Here is a 25767-nt window from a genome sequence, read left to right on the forward strand (position 1 = left end):
ACTCATGACAATACCTCCGGGCTTAAGGGACTCATGACAATACCTCCGTTTTTTATACGGCAGAAATATGATACATGCAGCAGATGAGCCGGTCAAACGGTTTCAACCGTTTTTGGCGCTCATTTCCGCACATTTTCAGGTACAAACCTGTCCCCGGTTGTGGTATCCTAGAACCGGTTGTGTGCAATCGACGTGCCTGTCCGAGTCTTGCATCCCAGTTCATACAGGCACGGCACCAGATACCTGATCATTCACAGAGTTTACAGAATAAAGAGGGGATCTATATGAATCATTACGATACCATTATCGTCGGCGCAGGTCCCGGCGGCATTTTTTCTGCTTATGAGCTGGTCCGCCTGTGTCCGGATATGAAAATCGCCGTGTTTGAGCACGGCGGGCCGCTCCCGGAGCGAAGATGCCCGATTGACGGCGATCGGATCAAGAACTGCATCCACTGCAAGACCTGCTCCATCATGAGCGGATTCGGCGGCGCAGGCGCATTCTCCGACGGAAAGTACAACATTACAAATGAGTTTGGCGGCACGCTCTACGAGTACATCGGCCGGGAAAAGGCCATTGACCTGATGAAGTATGTCGACCAGATCAATATGGAGAACGGCGGCAGCCAGACGAAGCTCTACTCGACAGGCAACTCGCAGCTCCGCACGCGCTGCCTGCAGAACGACATGCACCTGCTCTCCGCTTCCGTCCGTCATCTCGGGACGGACATCAACTACCAGGTGCTGGGCAACATTTACGACAAACTGAAGGATAAGGTGGACTTCTATTTTCATACGCCTGTCAGCAGCATCCGGTCGGATGAGCCCGGATTTACCATCCAGACGGAGCGGGGCTCATTCACGGCGGACGACTGCATCGTCTCCGTCGGACGATCCGGTTCCAAATGGATGGAAACGGTTTGCTCCGACCTGAATATTCCGACCAAATCGAACCGTGTCGATATCGGAGTCCGCGTCGAACTTCCGGCTCCGGTCTTCCAGAACATCACGGATGAGCTGTATGAGGGCAAGATCGTCTACAAGACAAAAAAATACCAGGATCTGGTGCGTACCTTCTGCATGAACCCCAAGGGCGCTGTCGTCACGGAGAACACCAACGGCATCGTCACGGTCAACGGGCACAGCTATGAGGATCCGTCCCGCCAGACAGAAAACACAAACTTCGCGCTTTTGGTCTCGAAGCACTTCACCGAACCTTTCACCGACAGCAACGGGTACGGCGAGAGCATCGCACGCCTGTCGAACATGCTGGGCGGCGGTGTCATGCTGCAGCGATTCGGCGATCTGATCCGCGGTCAGCGGAGTACGGCGAAGCGTATTTCCAAATCCTTCACGCACCCGACACTGGAGGCAGTCCCCGGAGACCTGTCGCTGGTCATCCCGAAGCGCATCCTGGACGACATCATCGAGATGATCTATGCCCTTGACAAGATTGCGCCAGGTACCGCAAGTGATGACACCCTGCTGTATGGCGTCGAGGTCAAGTTCTACAACATGACCGTCGATATCGACAACGATCTCCAGACCTGCCACAAGGGTCTGTTTGTGATCGGGGACGGCAGCGGAGTCACGCATTCCCTTTCACACGCCTCCGCAAGCGGCGTGTATGTTGCAAGATACATCGCAGATCACCAGAAGGAATCCAAACAATCGTGAATACAAATACAGAAAACAAAGAAAAAGAAATAGAGGCAGCGGCAAATACGGCTGTCCCCCAGGACAGCACATCGGAACCGATCGACTTTACCTACATTGAGAACGCCAGAAAGCCGGTCGGCGAGCTGGGCGGAACAGTGTTGGACGACATGAACGAGAGTCATGCCGCCCTTACCGAATGGGGCTTTTCACACCTTCATTTTGGGAGCACCGTCCTTGACGTGGGCTGCGGCGGGGGCAATGCGCTCCGCCTCGCCATGCATCAGGATCCCGGTGCAGAATTCTTCGGCATCGATTACTCCGACGTATCAATTGAAAAGGCTACCTCTTTCAACGGGGAAGCCGTAATGAGCGGGCGGCTGAGCCTGAAGAAAGCCTCTGTCAGCAGTCTGCCCTTCAGGGACAGCTTCTTCGACACCGTCTACTCGGTTGAAAGCTACTTCTTCTGGCCGGATCTTCCCGGCGACATGAGGGAAATCTGCCGCGTCCTGAAGACCGGCGGCACCTTCGCCATCATCGTAGAAATGGTTGCCGGGGACATGAGCGATCGATTCGAGAAGATCACCGAGCACCTTCACATGAATGTACTTGCGCCGGAGCAGCTCGCTGAAGTCTACAGACAGGCCGGGTTCACCGACGTAACGTATGACTGGGACAAGGAAAAGGGCTGGCTGGTCATGCAGGGCAGAAAGGCCTGAGGCAGGCAGCGCGTATAAGATCACAGGACGGCCATGTGTCTGAAAAGAAATTGCTGAAACGGAGGGGATACAGATGAGGAAAGCTGCTGTTCTGTTTCCGGGAATCGGCTACAGCGTCGAGCGGCCGCTGCTCTACTATTCCGGAAAAATGGCAAGGGCACAGGGATATGATGTCATCCCAGTACCGTATTCAGGCTTCCCGAAAAAACAGGCAGGAAGTCACGATATGCTGCTGAAGGCATTTCAGGTCGGAAGAGCAGGGGCGGAATCGCTTCTGGAGAACTCACAGCTGGAAGCCTGCGACGACCTGATCTTCTTCTCGAAGAGCATCGGGACAGCAATCGGTGCGTCCTATGCCGATGACCACCACCTCGACCGGAAAGTCCGGCATATCCTGTACACACCCGTTGCCGAAACCTTTGATTTTCTGAAGGGCTCCGGAATCGCATTTCACGGCACAAAAGACCCCTGGGCGGAAAATGATGCCATCCTGAATGCCTGCCGCAAGTGCGACGTTCCGCTCTTTACCTTTGATGGTGCAAATCACTCTCTGGAGATCGGCGATTTCCGGACGGACATCCAGAATCTGGGACAGATCATGGAAACCGTCTGGGACTACCTCTTCTCGGGGATGTAAGCAAACTGCTCTTTGACAGCGATTCATGAATTTACAGGAAATTGTTTCACTATGAGTAAAAAAATCGTTCTGACCGGCGGCGGAACCGCCGGCCATGTTACACCGAACATTGCGCTGCTCCCGACGCTGAAAAAACTTGGGTATGAGGTCTCTTACATTGGCTCCTACAACGGAATTGAAAAGAAGCTGATCACAGAGCAGGGCATTCCATACAGCGGCATCGACTCCGGAAAGCTCCGCAGGTATTTTGACTGGAAGAATTTTTCCGATCCTTTCCGTGTCCTGCACGGCTACTTTCAGGCAAGACACATCCTGAAACGGACAAAGCCCGATGTTGTTTTCTCAAAGGGCGGCTTTGTCAGCGTGCCTGTTGTCCGCGCCGCCGCCAGCCTCCATATCCCGACCATCATCCACGAGTCGGACATGACACCCGGACTGGCCAACAGACTGGCCATCCCGGCAGCGCAAAAGGTCTGCTGCTCCTTTCCGGAGACCATGCAGTACCTCCCGAAGGACAAAGCTGTCCTGTCCGGCTCCCCTGTCCGTCAGGAGCTGTTTGAGGGTACCCGGGAAAACGGACTTCGGTTTACCGGGTTTCCGGATGACGGAAAACCCGTTCTCCTGGTCATCGGCGGAAGCCAGGGAGCGGCCTGCATCAACGCTGCACTGCGCGCCTGCCTCCCGGAGCTTTTAAAACAGATGCGGATCATCCATCTCTGCGGGAAGGGCAATCTGGATCCGTCCATCCGGCATCCGGGCGAATATGTCCAGTATGAGTATATCGAGAGCGAGCTCAAGGATCTCTTCGCGCTCGCCGACATGGTTCTCTCGAGAGCCGGTGCCAACGCAATCTGCGAGCTGCTCGCGCTGCGCAAGCCGAATCTCCTGATTCCGCTCTCCGCGGCGGCCAGCAGAGGAGACCAGATCCTGAACGCGCGCTCCTATGAAAAACAGGGCTACAGCATGGTCCTGGAGGAGGAAAAGCTCACGCCGGAGATTCTGCCGGAGAAGCTTCAGGCTCTGTATGAAAACAGGCAGCGCTATATCGACGCCATGAGCAGCGCAGCCCAGAGCAATGCCATCGACATTATCTGCGGATTGATCGAATCCTGCTCGAATGTCACATAAATGTGCATGATACATTTTCACTTCATTCGGAGGTTCTCTGTGCAGACCTCCGAATTTCTTTTTTCTGCCTCTGAAAGGGTTTACAGCCCGCATCCTAGATGATATAAATCCATCATTCCCAATTCACTTTTCTTTTACACCTCTCTTTGAAAGCCCCTCTGAGCATCCATCTGCTTCCATCACATGAAGATCTCCGGATCTCCGCCGGAAGGCCGATGGATCCTGATGTTTCTCCACGCTTCCAGCAGGTCTGTCTCCGGAGACGCATAAACCTCTTACGCTGATGTGTACAGGCACAGATCCGCCGTTCACTGCACAGGCATCTGAAGAGTCCCGCTCCGCAGAAAGATCCTGGCGGAAAATTCCAAAGAAAGGAGGCTCCCGTATGAACAGACTGGCTGCCCGTCTCACCCATTTCTCTTCTCTCGCGCGTTCTGCCGCCAGGAACTTCGTCCAGGATGAGGACGGTGTCACCGTTGTTGAAATCATCCTGGTACTCGTTGTTCTGATTTCACTCGTTGTCATCTTCCGAAAGCAGCTTACGAATATTGTCAAGGACATCCTTGACCGGGCTGCAAGAGACGCCAGAGGCGTCTGATGGCACTTCACCCCACACGCCGGCAGATTGCCGGGAGTGTCTGAGAACGCATCCTGATATGCGTAACCGGAGGGCATATGAGGCGCTCACGTGCGGTTATCACCGTTTTTTTCAGTCTTCTGAGTATTCTGTTTCTCAGTCTGATGTTCACATGCGCCGAGGCGGTCCGATATCGCGGTGCGCGCGCGCACTGCGCCAATCTGACGGCGGTCGGCAACTGGTCGGTATTCTCCGGGTTTGAGAACCGGCTGCTTGAAAAATTCGACCTGTTCGGCATCCACAGCGCGGGAGGCGGTACAAGCCTGTCCATCCCGAAGCTGAATGAATCCCTGAAATCCTGGATGGATGAAAACGCTGATGTCCGGGGATCGATCAGCGAAAAGCTGCCCGGGCTGACATTTGACCCCTTCCAGGTAACAGTCCAATCGACCGAGATCACCGCGTATGCTCTTCTCTCAGACAAAAGAGGCGCGTATTTCTACCAGCAGGCAGTAGATTTCATGCATGAAACTGCATGGATGAACGCGCTTGGCAAGCTTTCAGACGCTTCAAAATCCGCAAAAGACGCACAGGAGGCATTGAAAACCTATGAACAGTCAAAAAAAGACGCTGACAAAAAGGCTAAGCAGCTCAGGGAGAAGACAAAGCAGCTTGAAGGGACCCTCAAGGCCGATCCGGATGCCGGTTCTTCTCCGGCGGGCTCCGTCGTCATCATCGGCCCGAACGGTTCCGCCTCTGTGGGATCCTCCTCCGGCGGTCTGTCTCCTTCTCAGCAGCAGATGAAGGCGGAAAAAGAAAAAGCCTCCCGGGTCAAAAACCCCCTCTGGAAGATGATCGCGCTCAGCTGGAAGAATGTTCTTCCGCTTGTCTGCGGAGATCTGGACGTCTCCGCCGGAAAACTTCCCGGAAAGGAACTTCTGTCCAAACGCCGGAAAGAGTCCGGTACGCTCGATCTTGAGCAGAAACGCGGCGGCACGGCGGATAACCTGCTCTTTCGGGAATACCTGCTCGATCATTTTCCAAGATGGCATTCCGACGAGCCGGCAGCCCGCCTGAAGTATCAGATTGAATATCTCATCAGCGGGACTGCCTCCGACTCGAAAAACCTGAAAAACACCGTAAAACGGCTGATCCTTCTTCGCGAGGCATACAACTATCTCCATCTTCAAAAAGACCCGAAGGCACTGAAAGAGACTTCCACCCTTGCTGCTCTGATCCTGGGCTGGACCGGCAATGCTGCCCTGATTGAATCCTTCCGGGAGCTGCTCGTGTTCTACTGGGCATACGGAGAATCTCTGTACGATGTCCGGATTCTGATGCACAAGGGCAAGGTTCCCCTGATCAAGACCGCTGCTGACTGGCACGTCCCCTTACGTCAGCTCCATGACCTTCCGTCACGGCTGGAGAAGGCTGACCGGACATCCGGAAGAGGGCTTGCCTATGCTGATTACCTGCGGCTTCTTCTGAATATGCAGTCTGTAAAGGTTCAGAAAGAGCGGGCTCTCGATCTTCTCGAACTCAATCTGCAGAGTGAGGAAGGCTGCGAGACGTTCCGGGCAGATACCTGCGTCATCGCCATGAAGAATGTTTGTACATTCCGCATCCGTCCCGTCTTCTCTGCCATTCCGAGGGCTTTCCTTGGTACAGGCTTTTCCGGCGGAGAGATCAGGATTGAAGGCGGATTTGCATACTGATGAGGCTTTCCGGCCGCCAGACCGCACCCTGTTTCTGTCCCATCAACACTGACCACGCAAGTGAGGTGAGAAAGGATGTCCTTTCCAGGCAGAATCCAATCCGAATTACAATTATGTGTTCTCAGTCCCCTCTCCATCCCATCTACAGGCGGCAGCTCTGCACGCCAGGCTGAGAACCCAGACAAATCTGCCATGCTGACGCCGGCTGCAAAGAATCAATGCAGCTGCGGAAGCATTCAACCAACACACTCAGGAAAGGAAAACGCACTCTCTCCCACAATAAAGCGGTCAGGATTCCCCTCAGTCCGCCGGGTTGAACCGCGCCGAAGAAGGACATCCTCTCCCGCCTCACTTACAGTTGAAGCCGCACTGGAACTTCCCCTGTTTTTCCTTTGCATGATGCTGATTCTGCACCTGTCCGTCGTTTTCAGAGCCGCTGCGGAATTCTCCGGAAGAATGACCCAGGCAGCGGAACAGCTGTCCTTATTCGCCTACTCCCGTGCCTATGAGGACTCCAACCACCTGCTTCGAGGAGCGCTCTCCGATGTCTGGGTACACAGCCAGGTCATCCCCAAGGCTGCAGACAGGGAGGCCATCCAGCATCCCTCCTTTCTGCTCTCATCCTTTCTGAAGGAGGACAGCCGCATATCCCTTGTCCTCACCTATCAGATCAAAGCACCCGTTTCGGTCATCCGGCTTCCCTGGAAAGTCTTTGTTCAGAAGATCACCATTCGCGGCTTTACCGGCCGTAAAGGAGTCTCGGGCGAGAAAGGCGGTGAAGACAGTGTAGAGGAAACCCGGGAGGTTTATGTGACGGACTCCGGTACGGTCTACCACACAGATGCCGACTGCTCCCACCTGAAACTGACGGTCGCGCAGATCACGCGTCCGCAGCTGAAAACCGTCCGGAATTATAAGGGGTCAATCTACAAAAGCTGCCGGTACTGCGGCTCGAAGAATCCCGGAAGCAGCACCGTTCTTGTGAACCCCTACGGCGATGCCTGGCACACCAGCTCCACCTGTCCGGGACTGAAGAGAAGCATCCGGACTGTCCATGCGGATGATGTCCATGACCTGCGTGAGTGTCTGGACTGTGCGAAAAGGAGGACTGCGGCATGACCTGGAACCTGCTGATTTCCTATCTCGCAGCCCTGGTCTATCTCCTTCTGAGCGCCAGAAGCGACCTGAAGTACCGTTCGATCTGCCCACTTCACGCCATCCTGACCGCTGCTGCAGCGCTGCCCTTCAATCTGCTGACCGGGCTGTACCCGCCGGCGGAGCTTGTATATCTGCTTGTCGGCGGCGCTTTCCTGTTTCTGATCTCCTTTGCCAGTCACTTCGCTCTGGGGGCTGGAGACTGCTTCGCCATCACCGCCTGCGGCTTTCTGATCGGTTTCTCCGAAGAGATTGCCTGCATGACTTCAGGTTTCCTGCTTTGCGCCATCTGGTCTTTCTCCCTTCTTCTGCGGAAAAAAGCCGGCAGAAAGGACACGCTTCCATTTCTGCCCTTCCTGTTTGCCGGGCACCTGACTGTCTTCACGCTCAATCTGATCACCTGAGGATCCAATTCATGCCGAAACTGTTTTCTGTACCTTTTATCTTTGCCAAAACACGCCTTTCCGCAGTCTTCACCGTGGAAGCCGCCCTTCTGATGGCCCTGATCCTTCCTGTCCTGCTCAGTCTGATCTATATGGGATTCCTGGACCATGACCGCGGTGTCCTGCAGGGCGCTGCCTGCGAGGCTGCCTCCCTGGCCGACAACAGTGCTCCGGATAAAGCCCGTGAGAAAAAACTGCGTACCCTCACAGAAGAAATCGGAAAGGATGCCGTTCTTGTGTCCCGCAGCCTGGAGTCTTCTTTTTCACTCAGCAAAGATCTTGTTCAGGTTTCCTACACAGGAAGCATGAAGGTCCCTGGCCTTCTTCCTCGGCTTTTCGGCAGGGAAACGCTCTCGACCGGGCGGACCTTTTCAAGGAAATTGTTTTCTCCCGCTCCCGCCATCCGGAAAATCCGGGGACTGCGGTATCTCAGCTCCAGGCTGAACGGAAAAGAGGCTGCATCGTGAATATCACCGTTATCAAAGAAACAGACCAGACATACCTCTCGCTGGACGGATTTGATCCACAGGAATATGGCTACGCAGTCAACATGGCACAGAACTGTCCCCTCGAAAGCCTTCTGCCGATCCATATCTTTTTCTGCGACGGAAAAAGTCTTGTTCGCTACCGCATCACCGGTTTTACATCCCTGTCAGAACGCTTCAGTGACAGCCCGCTTCGGCTGTCTGACATCCGAAACATCCTCTATACACTCCGCGATATCTGCCAGCGGCTTCCGGAATATCTGCTTACTTCAGAGGACCTTCTCCTCGATCCGGAGAAGCTGTTCATTCGTCCCGGCAGCAGTAAGATCCATGTATGCTATATCCCGGGTCTCCCAACCGTACTTTCCTCCAGCCGGATGCTGCTTGCAGAATTTCTTCTGAAACGTACCGACCATGCGGACCAGGACGCCTCCGCCCTGGTATACCGGTTCTATGATCAGGTATCAGAAAACAACCAGTCTTTGTCTGATGCGCTCTTCCAGACGCTCCGGATTCCGCCCGGTTCCGGCCTGAATCCGGAATCTGCCGCTTCTTCCACCCCGATGGCGGACTGCCCACCCAGAGAAAGTCCCGCACCTGTTTTTCAGAACCCTTCTGAATCCAACGTTTACACAGCGCAGACCTCTCATGCAGCGAAACCTTCCTCCGTCCCTCGTCCCCGGCCATCCTCCCCAGGTTCTGACTGCCCGGCGCCCCGGCCTGCGGTTCCGAAGGTCATCCGGGAAAGGCTGGCACATGACCGGAAAAACCTGATCCTGCTGCTTCTGGCCGCCTCCCTGCTTGGCATCAGCTGCGCAGTTGCTCTGAAAATGGACGCTGCACAGATCGGCGGAATCGGATTTCTGACTGCCTCCGTCATCTGGCTCGTCAGACAGCAGCAGGTCAAAAAGAGAAGTGAGCTCCAGAATATCTGGTCCGATGAGGAACAGGAGATGGAAGACGATGATACGTTCTACCGTTCTCTTCTGAGCGAAGTGTATGCGGATCAGTCCCCCTCCACAGGTACTGCTCAGCGAAGCGGCCCGCCTTTTCCCGGAGAAGGCATTCAACAGGGTCTTCCGCCTTTTCCAGGGGGCAGTACCCCGCAGGATCCTCCGCCCTCCCCTGGAGGCAGCCCCCCGCAGGATCCTCCGCCCTTCCCAGGAGGCAGCACCCCGCAGGATCCTCCATCATTTTCCGGAGACAGTATCTCTCAGGATCCTCCGTCCTTCCCTGCGAATGCTGCGCTGTCGGGCTCACTCTGCCTTCAAAGCCTCTCCCCCGAACAATACAATGACATCCCGGTCAGCAGGCGGCTTCTCATCATCGGAAAGAGTCCCAGAGAGTGTGATATCTGTCTGAAGTCCGACACCGTGAGCCGGATTCATGCCAGAATTGAACGCGTCTCGGACACCTATTATCTGACCGATCTGTTCTCCACGAATGGCACCTTCCTGGATGGCCGCAAGCTGGAGCCCAACCATGCTTCCCCCATCCCGCCTGGCGCGGAGATCCGGATCGCCGGGTACCGTTACCGTGCAAATCTGTAAAGGAAAGCGGTTCACCACCGGCAGCAAACGTGCTATCATGGCGCTATGAATGAGCTGATCTATTTTTTTAAAACCAGAAAAAAGGCAAACCTGACCATCGTCATCATCAATGTCGTGGTCTACATCGTCCTTGCCCTGACAGGGGACCCGTCTGACTCCGCATTCATGCTGAGACACGGCGCCTGTTATCTCCCCGCTGTCTTGAACGGTGAGTACTACAGGCTGTTTACCTCCATGTTCCTGCACTTTGGTTTTTACCACATTGTCTACAACATGCTGAGTCTGATCTTTCTCGGCGACATTCTGGAGACCATCGCAGGACCTGTCCGCTACCTGGTCATTTATCTGGCCGGCGGAGTCGGGGGCAATCTTCTGTCACTGGGTGTCAGCATGAGAACCGGGAGCTACGCTGTCTCAGCAGGCGCCTCCGGTGCAATCTTCTCCGTTATCGGAGCACTGCTTTACATTGCCCTGCGAAACAGAGGCACCTTCGGAGAACGGAACATAAAAAAGCTGGTCTTCATGGTCGTCCTGATGATCATGCAGGGAACGGTTGACAAAGGTGTTGACGGTTCCGCCCATCTTGGAGGACTGATCAGCGGTTTTCTTCTGGGCATTCTTCTTTACCATCAGAAAAGGAGCACAAAATATGAAAGACTGTAACTGCATCTTCTGTAAAATCGCCAATGGAGAGATTCCCTCGGCCACACTCTATGAGGATCCGGATTTCCGTGTCATTCTTGACCTGAACCCCGCCTCAAAGGGGCACGCGCTGGTTCTTCCGAAGGAACACTACGCGAACGTCTTTGAACTTCCCGAGGGCCTTGCCGGAAAGGCTTTTGTGGTCGCAAAGAAGGTTGCTTCAAGGCTGTCGGAAGGCCTCGGCGCGATCGGCTTCAATATCGTCCAGAATAACGGAGAGCCGGCAGGGCAGACGGTTTTTCATTTTCATATCCACCTGATCCCCCGCTATGAGGGCGACAGTGTGCATGTCGGCTGGAAGCCCGGCACGCTGACCGATGAGGACCGGAAAGAAATTCTGGATCTCTTTGAATAACTGGTACGGCGCTGATTCATACCAACGGAGGGAAGCTGTCTATGGAAAACCGAACGATTGACCTGCTGCCCATGGTCAGAAGAATGGGGCGGACGACCATTCAAAGTGGAAAACTCTATCTGTTCTGGACAGCCTCCGGGATCGATTTCTGCTTCCGCGGAGAACGCATCAGCGTGGTCTTTACGGCTGGTTTTACCTCTATGGAACAGTGGATCTCGATGGAGCTGGATGGTTTCTTCCTGCTCCGCATGCCGCTTCACCGCGGCGAAAACCGGATCGACCTTCTACAGGGACTGGACGCCGGTGTGATGCACCGGATCCGCCTCTTCCGAGAGGTCCAGATGATTCCGGATGACAATGCCTGCTTTCTGACTCTGGACTGTCTCCAGTATGAGGGAGAGATCACTGCTCCCCCGGAATCCAGCCTGACCATTGAATTTGTAGGCGACAGCATCACCAGTGGGGAGGGCAGCTGTGGTGCCCAGATGGAGGAAGACTGGATCAGTCCGTATTTCGGAGTAGAAAACAACTACGCCCGGATGACAGCCGACATCCTCAATGCCAGATTCAGCTGTATCTCCCAGAGCGGCTGGGGGGTTGTGTCTGATTACCAGAATAATCCGCACTGTGTCCTTCCGCGCTTCTATGAGCAGATCTGCGGTGTCACATGCTGCCGGGAGAATATCCTGGCGCATGCCCATGACATGTTTGATTTCTCTGCCGACCCTTCCGACATTGTCGTTGTAAATCTTGGTACCAATGACGACGGAGCCTTTCACGCAGACCCCTACTTTGATCCGGAGACAATGTCTGTTTTCTGCCAGCGGCTCGATGAGTTTGGGCGTCCCCAGATGAAGGATGCGGAACGGCTTCAGGGGGCTATCGTCGCATTTCTTCAGAAAATCCGCAGGTGCAATCCACATGCGCAGATCATCTGGTGTTATGGGATGCTGGGAGACTTCCTGTCCCATGAAATCGCCGGCGCCGTGCGTACATACCGCACAGAATCCGGCGATACGGACACCCATTTTCTGCTTCTTCCTCCGACAAAGCCAGGCATGTTCGGTGCCCGGCAGCATCCCGGGCGCGCTGCGCATCAGGCAGCCGCACAGATTTTGTCATCCTATATCCGGCAGCTGCGGGGCTAATCGGTCTGCCGCCCCATACCTGCTGCCGTTTTCTATTACGGTTTGCTTTTATTGTTCATTTTATTGTTCTTTTTTCTGTCTTTCTGCCCTCTCCGGCTCTTATCTTTTCCGGCGCCTGCCGGCTCCCTTTCTCTTCCCTTTCATCCGTCAGCCCCGGCTCGTCCGTTCAGCCCCGGAGGTACCTTCTTATGGATCAGAAACGCTTTCAGGAATGCCGCAGCCAGCTTATGGATCGCATCGAAGTGACCCGTGATCTGTCTGATGCGGAAATCTATGCCATCATTGACGAGTTGATCGAGGAAAGTGATCCGCGCAGAAGAATGCGCCTCTCTGACCGCTGGGAAATGCGCAGGGAGCTGTTCAATTCAGTCCGCCGGCTCGATGTTCTTCAGGATTTCATCGATGACGATTCCGTCACGGAAATCATGGTCAACGGCCTTCAGAGCATCTTTATTGAACGCTCTGGCCGCCTGTTCCGCTGCCCCGAGCATTTTTCGTCACAGGAAAAGCTCCAGGATGTCATACAGCGCATCGTCGCGCTCTCCAACCGTGTGGCAAATGAGGCTGTCCCGATTGTCGATGCCCGTCTGGAGAACGGCGCACGCGTAAACATTGTCATGAATCCCGTTGCTGTCGACGGACCCGCCATCACAATCCGGAGATTTCCCGACCACCCCATCTCCATGCAGCAGCTGATTGAATGGAACTCTGTCTCCCGGGAGGCGGCCGACTATCTGAAAAAGCTGGTGACAGCCGGCTACAACATCTTTATCTCCGGCGGAACCGGATCCGGAAAAACGACATTTTTAAACGCACTTTCCAACTTCATCCCGAAAGATGAACGGATCATTACGGTCGAGGATAATGCAGAGCTTCAGATCCAGGGTGTACGGAACCTCGTCCGGCTGGAAGCACGCCGGCCAAATGCTGAGGGCGGCGGGGAAGTCACCATCCGTGATCTGATCAGAGCGTCCCTGAGAATGCGTCCGAACAGGATAATAGTGGGGGAGGTACGAGGCGCCGAAACCATCGATATGCTCCAGAGTCTCAACACCGGTCATGACGGCAGCCTCAGCACCGGTCACGGAAACAGTCCGCAGGACATGCTTTCACGCCTTGAAACCATGGTTCTTATGGGCTTGTCCATTCCAATACCGGCAATCCGCAGACAGATCGCGTCCGGCATCGACATCATGGTGCACCTCTCCCGCATGCGTGATAAAAGCCGGAAGGTTCTGGAGATTCTTGAAATAGATGGGTATGACATTCCCTCCGGTGAAATCCGGACGCACCCGCTCTTTGAATTCGAAGAAAGCGGAATGGACAAAGACGGCAGACTGACCGGCAGGCTCCGAAAGGTCGGATGTCTGTCCCATACTCAGAAGCTTCACCGGGCCGGCATCCGTGCTGAAGATATGTAGACGATGTATACACAGAAAGGAGTGGATCCCCATGCCCGAGCGCTCCCGAAGTATTCTGAAGAACAGCTCTCCTCCCCAAAGGTCCCGGCAGGCCGCCCGGCAAGCCGAGAACCGCGGCAATCCATATCCAGCCGGTCTTTCATCACTGCCGCCCCGCCGGTGCGCACCGGTGTTCAGAGCTAAGGCTGCCCCATCTCCCGTCCGGAAGCCCTGTGACTATGGGACCTATCTGTTCAGCCGACGTGAACGCCTCACAAACATTCTGGCATATCTGTGCCTGTGTTTCCTGATCTCCTGGCTGTTTTACCACTCGCTCCTGCCGGCAGCATTCTTCCTGCCAGGCATCCCGGTCTTCTTGAAAGCCCGGAAGGAAAGCCTGCTTGAGAAGCGGAAAATCCAGATGCTCCGCGAATTCACAACCGGCATGCAGCTGGTCAATGCTTCTCTTCAGGCAGGATACGCAGTTGAAAATGCCTTCCGGGAATCCCTCCCGGAGCTGAAGAAAATATACCCCTCCGACTCCTTTATCGTCCGCGAATTCAGGCGGATCGGCTCGCAGCTTGATGTCAGCATTCCGATTGAGAATGCGCTGTCGGACCTGTCAGCGCGCAGTCATATCGATGATATTCGGAACTTTACGGAGGTTTTCCAGACAGCCAAGCGAACCGGCGGCGACCTGATGCTGATCATCCGGAACACCGTTTCCGACATCCAGGAAAAATCAGAGACTCGTGAGCAGATCGAGGCAGACATCTCCGGAAAGGTACTGGAACAGAAAATCATGAGCCTTGTCCCGATTCTGATCATTGCCTACGTCAACCTTACATCCCCCGATTTCCTGGAAGTCTGCTACGTTACAGCCGCTGGGAGACTGGTTATGACTGCCTGCCTCGGTCTCTATGGAGCTGCCTTTCTCTGGGGCCGGAAGGTCATGAAGATCCAGGTATAAGCTCATTCCTGAAAGGAACAGCCAATGAAGAACAGAGCCCGTTTTTTCTCACAGCTTCATCCCCTCCGAACGTTTTCTGCCATTCTGTATGACCGCTTCGTTCCCCGCGGAAGAAAGCTGCGGCTGACAGATGAGCTGGACGCTGTGTCCTGCCATCAGAAGGACAGTACCCGCACCTACTATCTGGAGAAAATTTCTTCCACACTCTTTATCTCTTCTCTGATGGGTGCGGCTCTTCTCTTTGGAGCTTTGTACAGCGCCCGGCAGAATCGAAGCATCCCATCCAACTTGATAACACGCCCTGGCTACGGAGAAGCGGTCCTTGAGGAGACCCTGAATCTGACCGCGGCCGGAGAGGGGGAATCGGAGAGCGTAACAGTCCGGGTCAGTCCAAAGGCATACACTTACAAGCAGGCTCAGATTCTTCTGGATCAGGCTGAGATACAGCTTCAGAAACAGCTTCCGGGGCGAAATGACTCACTGGACGATGTCCGTTTCCCACTGCAGCTTCCCCAGGCCTTGATGGATGGCTCTATTTCAGCGGAGTACACCATCTCTCCCTACGGTGTGATCGATGACACCAGCGGTGCGATCGTCGGAGATCTGACCGAAAACGGTACGCCTGTAACCATCGAAGCGACCCTCAAGGTGCAGGAACTTGAACGGATATGCCGTTATGCAGCGGTTGTCTTTCCTCCTGTTCTGACAGACAGGGAACAGTTTTCCGCCGAGCTGGATACAGCCCTTCGGACGGCTGACAGTTCAGATCCCACTTCCGACCAGATCCAGCTGCCCGCTTATGCCGGAGATACTCCCCTGTCCTGGAGCCGCCCGAAAGGTCCCTTTCTCACGATTCTTTCCATCCTCACCATCCTCCTTCCCGCCCTTTTCTGGTTTCAGAAAGATGAAAAGATGAAAGAACTGGCAAAAAAGAGACGTGAACTGCTCGACCTGGACTACTCCGAGCTTCTCTTTAAACTCACGCTGCTGATCGGCGCAGGTCTGACCATTAAAGGTGCATTCTCCCGGATCTGCAGCCAGCAAGACACTCTGCAGAACGGTTCATCTATGCCAGCCGGAACCGGAACAGGCTGCATCCAACATCCGCGTCACATCGGCTCTCAGAACACGTATACACAGAACACGAGCAGAAAAAGGCGGCATGAAAGCAATCGGCGGCACTTCCGGGAGATAAAGGGATCCCGTCCTGCATCTGCCCATCCGGTATATGGGGAGATCCGGATTCTGCTGCGCGAGATAACGGATGGCGTGCCGGAGGAAACCGCCTACGAAAACTTTGGCCGGCGCTGCGGACTTCCGACTTACATCAAGCTTGGCTCCCTGCTCGCCCAGAATCTCCGCAAAGGCTCCAGCGGTCTGACCGCCCTGCTTGAAAAAGAAGCCTTTCTCTCGCTGCAGCAGCACCGAACCGCCGCCAGGAAGATGGGCGAGCGGGCATCTATGCGGATGCTCTTTCCAATGCTTCTGATGTTTGTCGATGTCATGCTCATCATGATGGTTCCGGCTATGCTCAGTTTCTGAGACGGGTACACCCCTGATTGTTTGACGATGTGCAGACTGCACGCTACAATAATGCCAAAATGACGAAAAGGAGACAAATCAGAGATGCTTGAAGAAATCAATACAATTCGTCAGCACGAAGAATCGGACTTCTGCACTCATCCTGTCCGGAAGATCCTGATCGATACAGATCCTGGCGTGGATGACGCGCTTGCAATCATGCTCTGCGCTGCCGATCCATCGGTTCAAATCACTGCCATCACGGCTGTTGCCGGCAATGTCGGTCTGAACCATACACTGGAGAATGCTCTGTATCTGAAGGAAGTCCTCGGGCTTTCTCATACCCTTGTATCGAAAGGGGCGGATCGTCCACTGGTTCTTTCCCCCGGGCGCGTCACAACAGTTCATGGAAATGACGGCCTCGGCGGACTGAGTAAGGCCCCGAAAGCGTCCCCTGACGCCGTACCGGCATGGGAGCGGATTTACGAGACTGCCGTCCAGGAGAAAGGGAATCTCGAGATTCTGGCACTCGGCCCGCTGACCAACCTGGCCATCGCGCTCCGGAAGCATCCGGACCTGAAAAGTCTGGTTAAAAACCTGGTCATTATGGGCGGAAGCGCAGGAAGCGGCAATGTGACAGAAGAGGCAGAATTCAATGCCTGGGTCGACCCGGACGCCTGCGATGAGGTGCTTCACTCCGGTATCCCGCTTCTGCTCTGCGGGCTGGATGGTCTTCAGCCTGCAGCCCTGGAGTTTCCGGAGCTGGATGCCCTGATGAACACCTTTCAAAACCGCGGCGGCGTGACTGAAAGCCTTGCCGTTCCGATCATCCGCTTTATTCGCCATTCGAGAAAAGGCTGGGGAGGACACCACAACGTCTGCATCTATGATCTGGCTACCGCTGTCTGCTTCCTTCATCCGGACGCCGCCCAGGCACGTTCCGCCCATCTGTCCTGTGTGACAGAGGATGGTCCCGCGCTTGGCAAGACTGTCGCATCGGCTGCCGTTTCCGGAGAAGCCTGCACCTCCCAGATCCTGTGCAGCATGGACAAGCAGCAGTATCTTGACGCGTTTCGCTTCATGCTGACCCGTCTGTCCGACCCGGATCTATCCCGCTCCTCTGTCTGACAGCAGCCCCACAGGGTAGCAAAAATCAAAAAGGCGCACCCGCAGGTGCGCCTCTTCCAAAAGTCATATCAGTGAAGCTTCAGACCCCATATCTTGCTCGATCTCGTCCCGATGATGACATAGTTGTTATAGACAGCCGGGGACGCCTCAATTGCCCCCTCGCTCAGTTCGAACTGTGTGAACTGAGCGCCTGTCTTCCCATCCAGGAGATACATCCGACCGCCACAGCTTGCATAGATCACATATCCGGTTCCATCCTCGTTATAAACACAGACAGGGGACGACCATGCATAGAATGCCTTGTGTTCCCATTTTACCTCTCCTGTCTTTTTATCAAGGCAGGCCAGAACACCACCTGAAGGCGTGCCCGTCATCGCGACTGTCACATAGATGTTGTCATCCAGACTGTCCCGGCCAACCGCGATTGTCGACTGGACACCGCCGGAGACCCCCTTCTGAGAATAACAGTCATATTCCCGCTTCCAGATGATTTCACCCGTCTCCGCATCAATCTTCCAGATCGGAATCGGAGCGGTCGTATTGCTCCTCCACCCTATATGAAAGGATGTCGATATGTACAGATACAGATGCCCATTCTCAGCCGACAGTACAGGGGTATCGTTGGTATCATCCAGCGTATCCTGGACCCAGACCAGCTGCAGCGTATGCAAATCCATGCACATCAGGTTCCCGCCATTGTCCGCCACAAACAAATAGCCCTTGTATATGTCGCAGCTGTCCTCCATACCAAGCCAGTACTGCTGAACGCTCGTCCTTGTTCCCATGTAGTGCCATTTGACCACCTTGTCCGGATTGATCGAAATCTGTCCCGTCGTCTGGTCATATACAGTATTCAGATGGAAGAGATACAGGATGCCGTTTTCTCCGGGCCAGATCAGTGTATCGGTTTCCGCATCCACAAGTGGAGACGAATCAAAATAGCTCAGGTTTCCCCTGAGTGAGAATTCATCGATCGCTCCGAATTCATACATGGTGCTCATGTCTACCAGATTCACGATAAATGCATGAGCTGTTCCCTCATTGCTGTCATATCCGGCACCGACATAGAGGATCGGATATCCTCTGGGATCAAGCGCACCCGCGCCCTTGAAGGTCCACCCCAGATAGAGCGGGTCCCTTGTCTTCTCCCCCGTTTCCATATCCAGGAAATAGACATATCCGTCCATACAGGCATAGATGACTTCGACCAGATCGTCCTTCTCCTTCGCCCAGTCGTACATTGCCATGTTCTTTTTCTGATTTCGGCTCCACCGCCTGAGAAGCGGCTGTCCAGTCCATCCGGACCCGGTCCAGGTAGCTGTGCCGACAGTCAGGCCACCGGTCTGCTGGGTCCAGACTCCTTCGATGGAGGCATCCCGGATGTCTGCATGTCCATACGTCGGATCGTCACGGAAGTTGTTTCCCCGGAAGGTCACAATCCCGTCCACATCCGTATAATCCTGCGGCATCCCGAACTGAATGTCCGTATCAGATACATACGTCGACGGATCATCCAGGACTTTCCCATTTACTTCGATTCCTGTCGATGCAATCAGATTAGAAGGTCTGGTCGATTCCACCGCATGCGGGGAAAAAGGTACCTCTGTCTCCGGTTCTGCCGCCGGCTCCGACTCTGTCTCCACCCCAGACATCATGCCGCTTTCCGTCCCGATTCCGCCCGTCTCACCCAAGTGAGTACCGGCTGCGTTATACTTCGCCTGATGGATCAGATTCCAGGCGCCTTCCCATCCGCTTTCCAGGACCGTACAGATCTGCGAACGGCCTTCCCAGCAGAAAAATGCAGCCACCAGAACCGCCACAAGGATCAGCACATTCCTCATTGTATGTCTGGGCTTCAGACAACCCATGTCCTTGTAGGGTTTTGTCGCTGCATACCGGCTGTACAACCGATACTTTTCCTGCTCCGGGCTGCTCTCTCTGCTCATCGTTCGATACTCCCTCCCTTTATACCTGTTAAGGCCAGTCCATTATCGCACCGCTGAAAAATCGCGTCAAACATCGATATGAGGTAACCAGACATGCTCCCACCCGATCTGCTGTTCCTGCTCTCCTTTTCAATGGGCTGCGCCATTTATGACCTGAAAACCGGAAAGATCCCGAATTTTTTCGTGCTCTGCGGACTTCTGTGCGGCTCTGCCACACTGCTTCTATCCTGTGCCGGAGCCTCCCTGAGCACGATCTTCCGGATCCGCTTTCCTGTTTTCAATCTCGCTCAGCCGGATCCAGCCAGCTGCATCCTGGGCTTCCTGCTGCCATACCTCCTCTTCGGACTTCCCGTCCTCCTCGGTATGATCGGCGGAGGCGACGTCAAGCTGCTGTCCGTCGCCGGTCTGTTTCTAGGCGCAGAAGCCGTATGGAACGTGATCCAGACCTCTGTCCTGATCGGTGCCGTCTATGCGGGGTTCATTCTGGTTCGTCACCGCAATGGATATCAGCGGTTTATGTTTCTCCGGAACTATCTCTGCGAGGTGGCATCTGTACTCCGCAGCCGCCAAACTCCCCCGGCCAGTCTTCCTGCCGTTTCGCACCCCAGCCTGTCCCTTTCAAATATCCATCCTTCCGGGGCAGCACATGCCGGCCCTCTGCTCTCTCATCCCCGCCTGCGCCGCTATCGCAGCGCAGGGACGGCAGATGCTGAATTCTGCTTCTCCGTCCCGATCTTTCTGGCACTTCTTTTTCACACCCTGCTGGCGCAGTTTCCATGAACGTCTTTCACCATCACCAGAGGAGGTCTTATGACAGAAACCAAAAAAATCTTTGCGATCTGCGATCTGGATGAACATTATGTCGTCCGGCTCGCGAACTACCTCACTGAAAAAAAGGCTGTTCCCTTCGAGATACTTGCCTTTACAAACCTTGACAGTCTCGCGATCTATGCCGGGGCACACCCAATCGAAATTCTCCTGATTTCGCGGCAGGCGCTGAATGAAAAGGTCAAGGAGCTGAATATCAGACGAATTCTGCTGCTAAGCGACAGCGATGAATTTGACCGCCAGCTCGCAGCGTCTCCGGATGACTTCCTTCATATCCCTGATGAGGAAGACACTGCATCATCCATTTCCTACCCGTCCATCCGGAAGTTCCAGTCCTCCGAGAACATCGCCAGGGAAGTCATGAGCTATTACACGGAGGGCCGCCTGGGACTTTCCAAGAAGCTTCAGGAAATCGGCACATCCATCTACGCTGTCCACTCCCCGATCGCCCGCTGCGGAAAAACGCTGTTCTCACTGACTCTATCGGAAATCCTGGGCGAAAAAAAGAAGACCCTCTACCTGAATCTGGAAAATTACAGCGGCTTTGAAGCCCTTTTCGGTCAGACATACCGGTCTGACCTGACCGACCTCGTCTACCTTTCCAGAAAAAATGAAGGGAGTCTTCCTCTAAAACTTGAACATGTCATCCGCCCGCTTCGGAACGCCGACTACATTCCTCCGGCTTTCTTCCCCGGTGACTTGAGAGAGATTCATGCCGGAGAATGGATCTCCTTTCTCACTTCCACCGCTGCTTTTATGGAGTATCGGGCAATTGTCCTCGATATCGGAAGCGAGCCGTCCGGTATCCCCGACCTTCTCTCATCCGCCGCCCACATCTACATGCCTGTGCTTCCCGATCCACTATCCCGGGCAAAAATCTCACAGTATGAAAAGGATATGGAAGCCTTGTCCTTCAGTCCGCTGATGGACAGAACCGTCCGGCTGTACCTTCCGGAAGTTTCCGTCCGCGGGGGCGGAAGCGAATTCCTGGACCATCTGATCAGCAGTGATATGGGGCGCTATGTCCGAAGACTGCTCTCCGAGGAAGCCATGCAGGCGTGTACGCCTCCCCGGCATCAGGCAGCGATGCAGCCCTGATCCTCCCCGTTGTCAGGAACGGATATAGTCCTGCTCAGACTTCGGCGGCCGGGTCATCAGGTTCCGAACCGTCTCCCTCGGATCCGCACCGTGGTTGATCACAGCATCGACGGCGTCAACAAGCGGCATCTCCACGCCATACTTTTTCTCCAGCTCCAGCGCTGCAGGTATGGCATTGATGCCTTCGACAACCATCCCGACCTTCTTCACAGCCTGGTCCGGCTTCATTCCCTGCCCGATCAGGTGCCCGCAGCGATTGTTTCTGGAATGCTCGGACGTCGCTGTGACAATCAGGTCTCCGATTCCTGCCAGACCGTAGAAAGTCTCCGCCTTGCATCCCATCTTCAGGCCAAGCATCGTAATCTCATGCATGCCGCGTGTGATCAGTGCTGCCTTCGTGTTGTCACCATATCCAAGCCCGAGTGCGATCCCGGACGCAAGTGCAATGATATTCTTCAGGGCGCCACAGAGTTCAATGCCCAGTACATCGTCATTCGTATAGACGCGCATGACATCATTCATAAAGACTTTCTGGACATATTCTGCCGTCTTCATATCTGTGCAGGACGCGACAATCGTCGTCGGAAGATCCAGTGAGACCTCCTCCGCATGGGTCGGGCCGGACAGCGCGACCAGCCTGACAGACGTATGTTTTCCGTCTTTGCCAAGCTCATCTCCAATCACCTGCGTCAGGGTAAACAGCGTATCCGGCTCAATTCCCTTCGCCACATCGACAATCACCTGTCCATCCGGGATATACGGAGCCGCCTTCCTTGCTGTTGACCGGACAAAGACAGAGGGCACTGCAAAAAGAAGAATATCCTTTCCCGTGCATACCTCCTCGATGTCCTTTGTAAAGACAATCGAATCCGGAATGATCATGCCCGGCAGATTCGGGTGTCTTCTCGTCTTGCTGTATTCCTCCACTTCTTTCGGAAGGGCGGACCACACCATCACATCATAGCCCATGTTTGAAAGCATTCTGGCAAGCGCCATTCCCCATGTACCTGCTCCGAGGACTCCAATCTTTACCATATCTCTATTCCTCTCTGCGAACCCAAACCTGCACCGACAAAAGCATTCTACCATCATTCCAAGACGGGGGCAAACTGCACCCTTCTGCTGCCTTCGATCCCCTCCGCCTGCTCTCGATCTGCTTCGATCTGTCCTTAATATGCCCTCAACCTGTCTTCCACCCCTACGTCAGCATTCCTTCTTCTCAGATACCGGCGCTGCCGGAATCTCGCCCGGCTCCTTCCTTGCCTTCAGCTGCTTCAGGAATGAAACCGCGAACGGGACTGAGATCAGGGCTGCGGTGATATCTGAAATCGGCTGTGCGATCTCAATTCCTGTCAGACCGAGATAAAGCGGAAGGAGCTCGATCAGCGGAATGAAGCAGAGCCCCGTTCGAAGCGCGGATAGAAAAAGCGCCCTTCCACTTTTCCCGATACTCTGAAACATCATGTTAATCGGAACCGACAGCGGCTGAAACAGTGCGGACACACAGGCCCATCTCAGGGCAATGGTTCCGATTTCAATCACCTCCGGATCGTTGCGGAACCAGGTGATGATCGGCTGAGCAAAAATCATACAGACGACGGCAAACACGGACAACAGGCCTGCGGCCATTTTCACCGTGAAATGGAAGCTTTCGCGCACACGCTGGTACTTCCGTGCTCCATAGTTGAAGGAAATGACAGGCTGCATGCCCTGCCCCGTCCCGATCGCGCAGGCGCCGATGAAGAAGCTCATTCTGCCTACGATACTCATCGCTGCAATGGCCGGATCGCCGTACACCTTCGCCTGCTGATTCAGCAGGATGGTACTGGCCGCATTCAGCCCCTGGCGCAGAAGACTGGGCGATCCGACCTTCATGATCTCCCAGTACGTTGAAAGCTCCGTGCTGATACGGTGCGGCGAGACATCTGTAACGGTGATATGGATGTAGAACATTGAAAGAAGAATCAGAAAACTGATGATCTGAGAAAGGCAGGTAGACAGCCCGGCGCCGGACACCCCCATCCTAAAGCCGAACATCAGGATCGGATCGCCGATCATATTCAGGATTCCGCCGGTTGTCAGGCCAATCATCGCGTACATCGCCCTGCCCTCATAGCGAAGCAGGTTGTTCAGCGTACAGCTTGCGGACAGAAACGGGCCGGCAATCAGAATCCAGACGGCATACTGACGGGCATACGGAAGGATGGTCTTGGTGCTGCCCAGAAAATACAGAACCCGGTTCAGATTCAGATAGAAGGCCAGTGACAAAAGCGTTCCCAGAAGGGAGGACAGGAAAAATGTACTTGCCGCGAACATCTTTGCCTTTTCAGGGCTCTTCGCCCCGAGAAACCTTGCAACAAAACTTCCTGCGCCATGTCCGCACATGAATCCGATGGCCTGATAGAAGGTCATGAACGCGAAGACAATCCCAACCGCCCCTGAGGCAGATGTCCCGAGCCGCGAGACAAAGTACGTATCTGCAGTATTGTAGATGTTTGTCACAAGCATGCTGATAATCGTCGGGAACGCCAGCGTTCCGATCAGCTTCCCGATGGGTGTCTGCGTCATCCGAATGTACTGCTTCCTTGTCTGCTCTTCATTTTGATTCTGCATACCATGATTCCTTCATTCCTGTGGGACTGCCGCTCCACCACAGACAACAGAGCGGCAGAGCCTGATTCTCTCTGCCGCTTTCATGTCTTCCGTATTTCCTGTTACTCCGCTTCTTCGTCTTCCTCAGCCGTGCACCGGATGTGAAGCTCATCCAGCTGCTGCTGCGTTACCTCGGAGGGCGCTCCCATCATGACATCCTGCGCAGTTTTATTCATCGGGAACGGAATGACTTCCCGGATGGAATCCTCCCCTGCCAGAAGCATAACCATGCGGTCAATGCCTGGCGCGATGCCGGCATGAGGCGGTGCCCCGTAAGTGAAGGCATTGTACATCGCCGGGAATCTCTTCTTGACATCTTCCTCGCCGAGACGAACCATCTCGAATGCCTTGACCATAATCTCCGGATCATGGTTCCGGACCGCTCCTGATGAAAGCTCGATGCCGTTGCAGACGATATCGTACTGGTCCGCCATGATCGAAAGAGGATCGATTTCACCTCTCTCCGCCTTCAGCAGGGTCTCAAGCCCGCCGCTCGGCATGGAGAACGGATTATGGCAGAACTCCAGCTCTCCGGACTCCTCGCCGATCTCATACATCGGGAAGTCCACAATCCAGCAGAATGCATACTGTTCTTTGTCCATATGGCCGGGAACTGCCGCGCCAAGCGTCTTGACCAGAACACCTGCCGTCTTCTGCGCCTGGGAAAGCTTTCCTGACGAAAGCGCAACAAAGTCACCCGGCTTCAGATTCAGCTTTGCAAATACCTGCTCCCTGATCGGCTTGACAAACTTTGAGATGCCGCCGACCAGCTCTCCCTGCTCGTCCACACGGAACCAGTATGGTTTGTCACCTGCCTGGACTTCAACGCCTGCCAGCGTCTTGTCGATGAACTTTCTGGTCTCATTGAACCCGCTCACCACGACTGCCTTGACGACGCCGTTCTCAAACGGTCCGAAGCCACAGCCGCCCAGCACATCGGTCACATCCTGGACATACAGATCAATTCTCAGATCCGGTTTGTCTGTTCCATACTTGTCCATCGCTTCCCTGTATGGAATCCGGAGGAATGGAGCCTCAGACGCCCTGTCATAGGTGCCGTATTTCGCAAACACCGGCGGAAGGACGTCCTCCATCACCTGGAATACATCCTCCTGGCTTGCAAACGCCATCTCCATATCCAGCTGATAGAACTCGCCCGGTGAACGATCCCCGCGGGCATCCTCATCGCGGAAACAGGGGGCAATCTGGAAATAGCGATCAAAGCCCGCTGTCATAAGCAGCTGCTTGAACTGCTGCGGAGCCTGCGGCAGCGCATAAAACTTTCCTGGATGCTTCCTTGCAGGAACCAGGTAGTCTCTCGCGCCTTCCGGGCTGGAGGCCGTCAGAATCGGCGTTGTGATCTCCATGAAGCCATGATCCGTCATCGCCTGCCTGAGCGCTGCCACAACCTGGCAGCGGAGTATAATATTCTTCTTCACCTCCGGATTGCGGAGATCCAGATAACGGTATTTCAGCCGCTGGGACTCATCCGCCTCACGGCTGCGGTTGATCTCAAAAGGAAGCTCGCTGTGGAAACACTTTCCAAGCACTGTCACCTTCTGCGGGACAACCTCGATCTCGCCGGTTGCCTGCTTTTTGTTCTTGGAGCTTCTCTCCCGGACCGTTCCGGTCACCTGGATCGTGGATTCTTTCGTGATATCCCTGAAGAGTCTTACCATCTCTTCTGTCTCGGCAACGACCTGCGTGGTTCCGTAAAAATCCCTCACGACAACGAACGCAAGACCGGCAGAAACAACACGCATATTCTCAAGCCAGCCTGCAAGCGTGACCGTCTTTCCAACATCCCCAATGCGAAGCTCGCCACATGTATGCGTACGCGACTGCATCATACTCTACCTCCTGACGCGGGCCTGAACTTCCGCACAGACGCCCCTGCTGACGACCTGAAAGAACCCCCGCCTTGAATTTTCACACTCCGGATATTCTACTATTTC

At 54.7% G+C, this 25767-nt stretch carries 23 protein-coding genes; 19 read left to right on the forward strand and 4 right to left on the reverse strand.

What is annotated here, in order from left to right:
- Positions 1-284: 284 nt before the first annotated feature.
- From ACTQ1N_RS03500 to ACTQ1N_RS03580, 17 genes are all read left to right on the forward strand, one after another.
- On the forward strand, positions 285-1676 hold the full coding sequence (locus ACTQ1N_RS03500; RefSeq protein ID WP_441954674.1) for an NAD(P)/FAD-dependent oxidoreductase: 1392 nt from the start codon (positions 285-287) through the stop codon (positions 1674-1676).
- Complete coding sequence (locus tag ACTQ1N_RS03505) at positions 1673-2374, forward strand: class I SAM-dependent methyltransferase (protein ID WP_441954676.1); 702 nt, start codon at positions 1673-1675, stop codon at positions 2372-2374. The genes ACTQ1N_RS03500 and ACTQ1N_RS03505 overlap by 4 nt, the downstream gene beginning before the upstream one ends.
- 73 nt (positions 2375-2447) lie before the next feature.
- Entirely contained in the window at positions 2448-3011 is a 564-nt protein-coding gene (locus ACTQ1N_RS03510) for a hypothetical protein (protein WP_441954678.1), read from the forward strand.
- A gap of 51 nt (positions 3012-3062) precedes the next feature.
- Positions 3063-4139 (forward strand): undecaprenyldiphospho-muramoylpentapeptide beta-N-acetylglucosaminyltransferase, encoded by a 1077-nt coding sequence (locus ACTQ1N_RS03515; protein WP_441954680.1) that lies wholly within the window; start codon positions 3063-3065, stop codon positions 4137-4139.
- 385 nt (positions 4140-4524) lie between these two features.
- Positions 4525-4737, forward strand: coding sequence for a Flp1 family type IVb pilin (locus tag ACTQ1N_RS03520; protein WP_441954682.1), 213 nt, complete (start codon positions 4525-4527; stop codon positions 4735-4737).
- A gap of 77 nt (positions 4738-4814) precedes the next feature.
- Entirely contained in the window at positions 4815-6431 is a 1617-nt protein-coding gene (locus ACTQ1N_RS03525; protein ID WP_441954684.1) for a DUF5702 domain-containing protein, read from the forward strand.
- Positions 6432-6887: 456 nt separating this feature from the next.
- Positions 6888-7550 carry a hypothetical protein gene (locus ACTQ1N_RS03530; RefSeq protein WP_441954686.1) on the forward strand — a complete coding sequence of 221 codons (663 nt, stop codon included), beginning with the start codon at positions 6888-6890 and terminating at the stop codon, positions 7548-7550.
- The gene (locus ACTQ1N_RS03535) at positions 7547-7990 is read left to right on the forward strand and encodes a prepilin peptidase (RefSeq protein ID WP_441954688.1); all 444 of its coding nucleotides are present in this window, start codon (positions 7547-7549) and stop codon (positions 7988-7990) included. The genes ACTQ1N_RS03530 and ACTQ1N_RS03535 overlap by 4 nt, the downstream gene beginning before the upstream one ends.
- Positions 7991-8001: 11 nt before the next feature.
- Entirely contained in the window at positions 8002-8496 is a 495-nt protein-coding gene (locus ACTQ1N_RS03540) for a TadE family protein (protein ID WP_441954690.1), read from the forward strand.
- On the forward strand, positions 8493-10064 hold the full coding sequence (locus tag ACTQ1N_RS03545; RefSeq protein WP_441954692.1) for a DUF6382 domain-containing protein: 1572 nt from the start codon (positions 8493-8495) through the stop codon (positions 10062-10064). Before ACTQ1N_RS03540 ends, ACTQ1N_RS03545 begins: the two co-directional genes overlap by 4 nt.
- 45 nt (positions 10065-10109) lie before the next feature.
- Positions 10110-10727: a rhomboid family intramembrane serine protease gene (locus tag ACTQ1N_RS03550; protein ID WP_441954694.1), complete on the forward strand. Its 618-nt coding sequence runs from the start codon at positions 10110-10112 to the stop codon at positions 10725-10727.
- Positions 10714-11121 carry an HIT family protein gene (locus ACTQ1N_RS03555; protein ID WP_441954696.1) on the forward strand — a complete coding sequence of 136 codons (408 nt, stop codon included), beginning with the start codon at positions 10714-10716 and terminating at the stop codon, positions 11119-11121. The genes ACTQ1N_RS03550 and ACTQ1N_RS03555 overlap by 14 nt, the downstream gene beginning before the upstream one ends.
- Before the next feature lie 41 nt (positions 11122-11162).
- Entirely contained in the window at positions 11163-12269 is a 1107-nt protein-coding gene (locus tag ACTQ1N_RS03560; protein ID WP_441954698.1) for a GDSL-type esterase/lipase family protein, read from the forward strand.
- Positions 12270-12457: 188 nt separating this feature from the next.
- Positions 12458-13690, forward strand: a complete 1233-nt coding sequence (locus ACTQ1N_RS03565; RefSeq protein WP_441954700.1) for a CpaF family protein — start codon at positions 12458-12460, stop codon at positions 13688-13690.
- 169 nt (positions 13691-13859) lie between these two features.
- Positions 13860-14639, forward strand: a complete 780-nt coding sequence (locus ACTQ1N_RS03570; RefSeq protein WP_441954702.1) for a type II secretion system F family protein — start codon at positions 13860-13862, stop codon at positions 14637-14639.
- A gap of 24 nt (positions 14640-14663) precedes the next feature.
- Complete coding sequence (locus tag ACTQ1N_RS03575; protein WP_441954704.1) at positions 14664-16181, forward strand: hypothetical protein; 1518 nt, start codon at positions 14664-14666, stop codon at positions 16179-16181.
- Between the two features lie 84 nt (positions 16182-16265).
- Positions 16266-17288: a nucleoside hydrolase gene (locus ACTQ1N_RS03580; RefSeq protein WP_441954706.1), complete on the forward strand. Its 1023-nt coding sequence runs from the start codon at positions 16266-16268 to the stop codon at positions 17286-17288.
- 68 nt (positions 17289-17356) lie between these two features.
- On the opposite strand, the gene ACTQ1N_RS03585 is transcribed toward ACTQ1N_RS03580, so the two are convergent.
- A complete protein-coding gene (locus ACTQ1N_RS03585) occupies positions 17357-19234 on the reverse strand; it encodes an outer membrane protein assembly factor BamB family protein (RefSeq protein WP_441954708.1) in 1878 nt (625 codons plus the stop codon).
- 93 nt (positions 19235-19327) lie between these two features.
- On the opposite strand from ACTQ1N_RS03585, the gene ACTQ1N_RS03590 reads away from it, so the two are divergent.
- Together ACTQ1N_RS03590 and ACTQ1N_RS03595 are read left to right on the forward strand one after the other, a co-directional pair.
- On the forward strand, positions 19328-20014 hold the full coding sequence (locus ACTQ1N_RS03590; protein ID WP_441954710.1) for an A24 family peptidase: 687 nt from the start codon (positions 19328-19330) through the stop codon (positions 20012-20014).
- 30 nt (positions 20015-20044) lie between these two features.
- A complete protein-coding gene (locus ACTQ1N_RS03595) occupies positions 20045-21160 on the forward strand; it encodes a hypothetical protein (protein WP_441954712.1) in 1116 nt (371 codons plus the stop codon).
- 12 nt (positions 21161-21172) lie between these two features.
- Here ACTQ1N_RS03595 and ACTQ1N_RS03600 read toward each other — a convergent pair whose 3' ends face one another.
- The 3 genes from ACTQ1N_RS03600 to aspS form a co-directional block, all read right to left on the reverse strand.
- Complete coding sequence (locus ACTQ1N_RS03600) at positions 21173-22195, reverse strand: NAD(P)H-dependent glycerol-3-phosphate dehydrogenase (RefSeq protein ID WP_441954714.1); 1023 nt, start codon at positions 22193-22195, stop codon at positions 21173-21175.
- 168 nt (positions 22196-22363) lie between these two features.
- Positions 22364-23773 carry an MATE family efflux transporter gene (locus ACTQ1N_RS03605; RefSeq protein ID WP_441954716.1) on the reverse strand — a complete coding sequence of 470 codons (1410 nt, stop codon included), beginning with the start codon at positions 23771-23773 and terminating at the stop codon, positions 22364-22366.
- A 101-nt stretch (positions 23774-23874) separates the two neighbouring features.
- Complete coding sequence (gene aspS / locus ACTQ1N_RS03610; protein WP_441954718.1) at positions 23875-25662, reverse strand: aspartate--tRNA ligase; 1788 nt, start codon at positions 25660-25662, stop codon at positions 23875-23877.
- Positions 25663-25767: the final 105 nt, after the last annotated feature.

It is taken from the genome of Porcincola sp. LCP21S3_C12 (assembly GCF_052118625.1).
Classification (GTDB): Bacteria; Bacillota; Clostridia; order Lachnospirales; family Lachnospiraceae; genus Porcincola.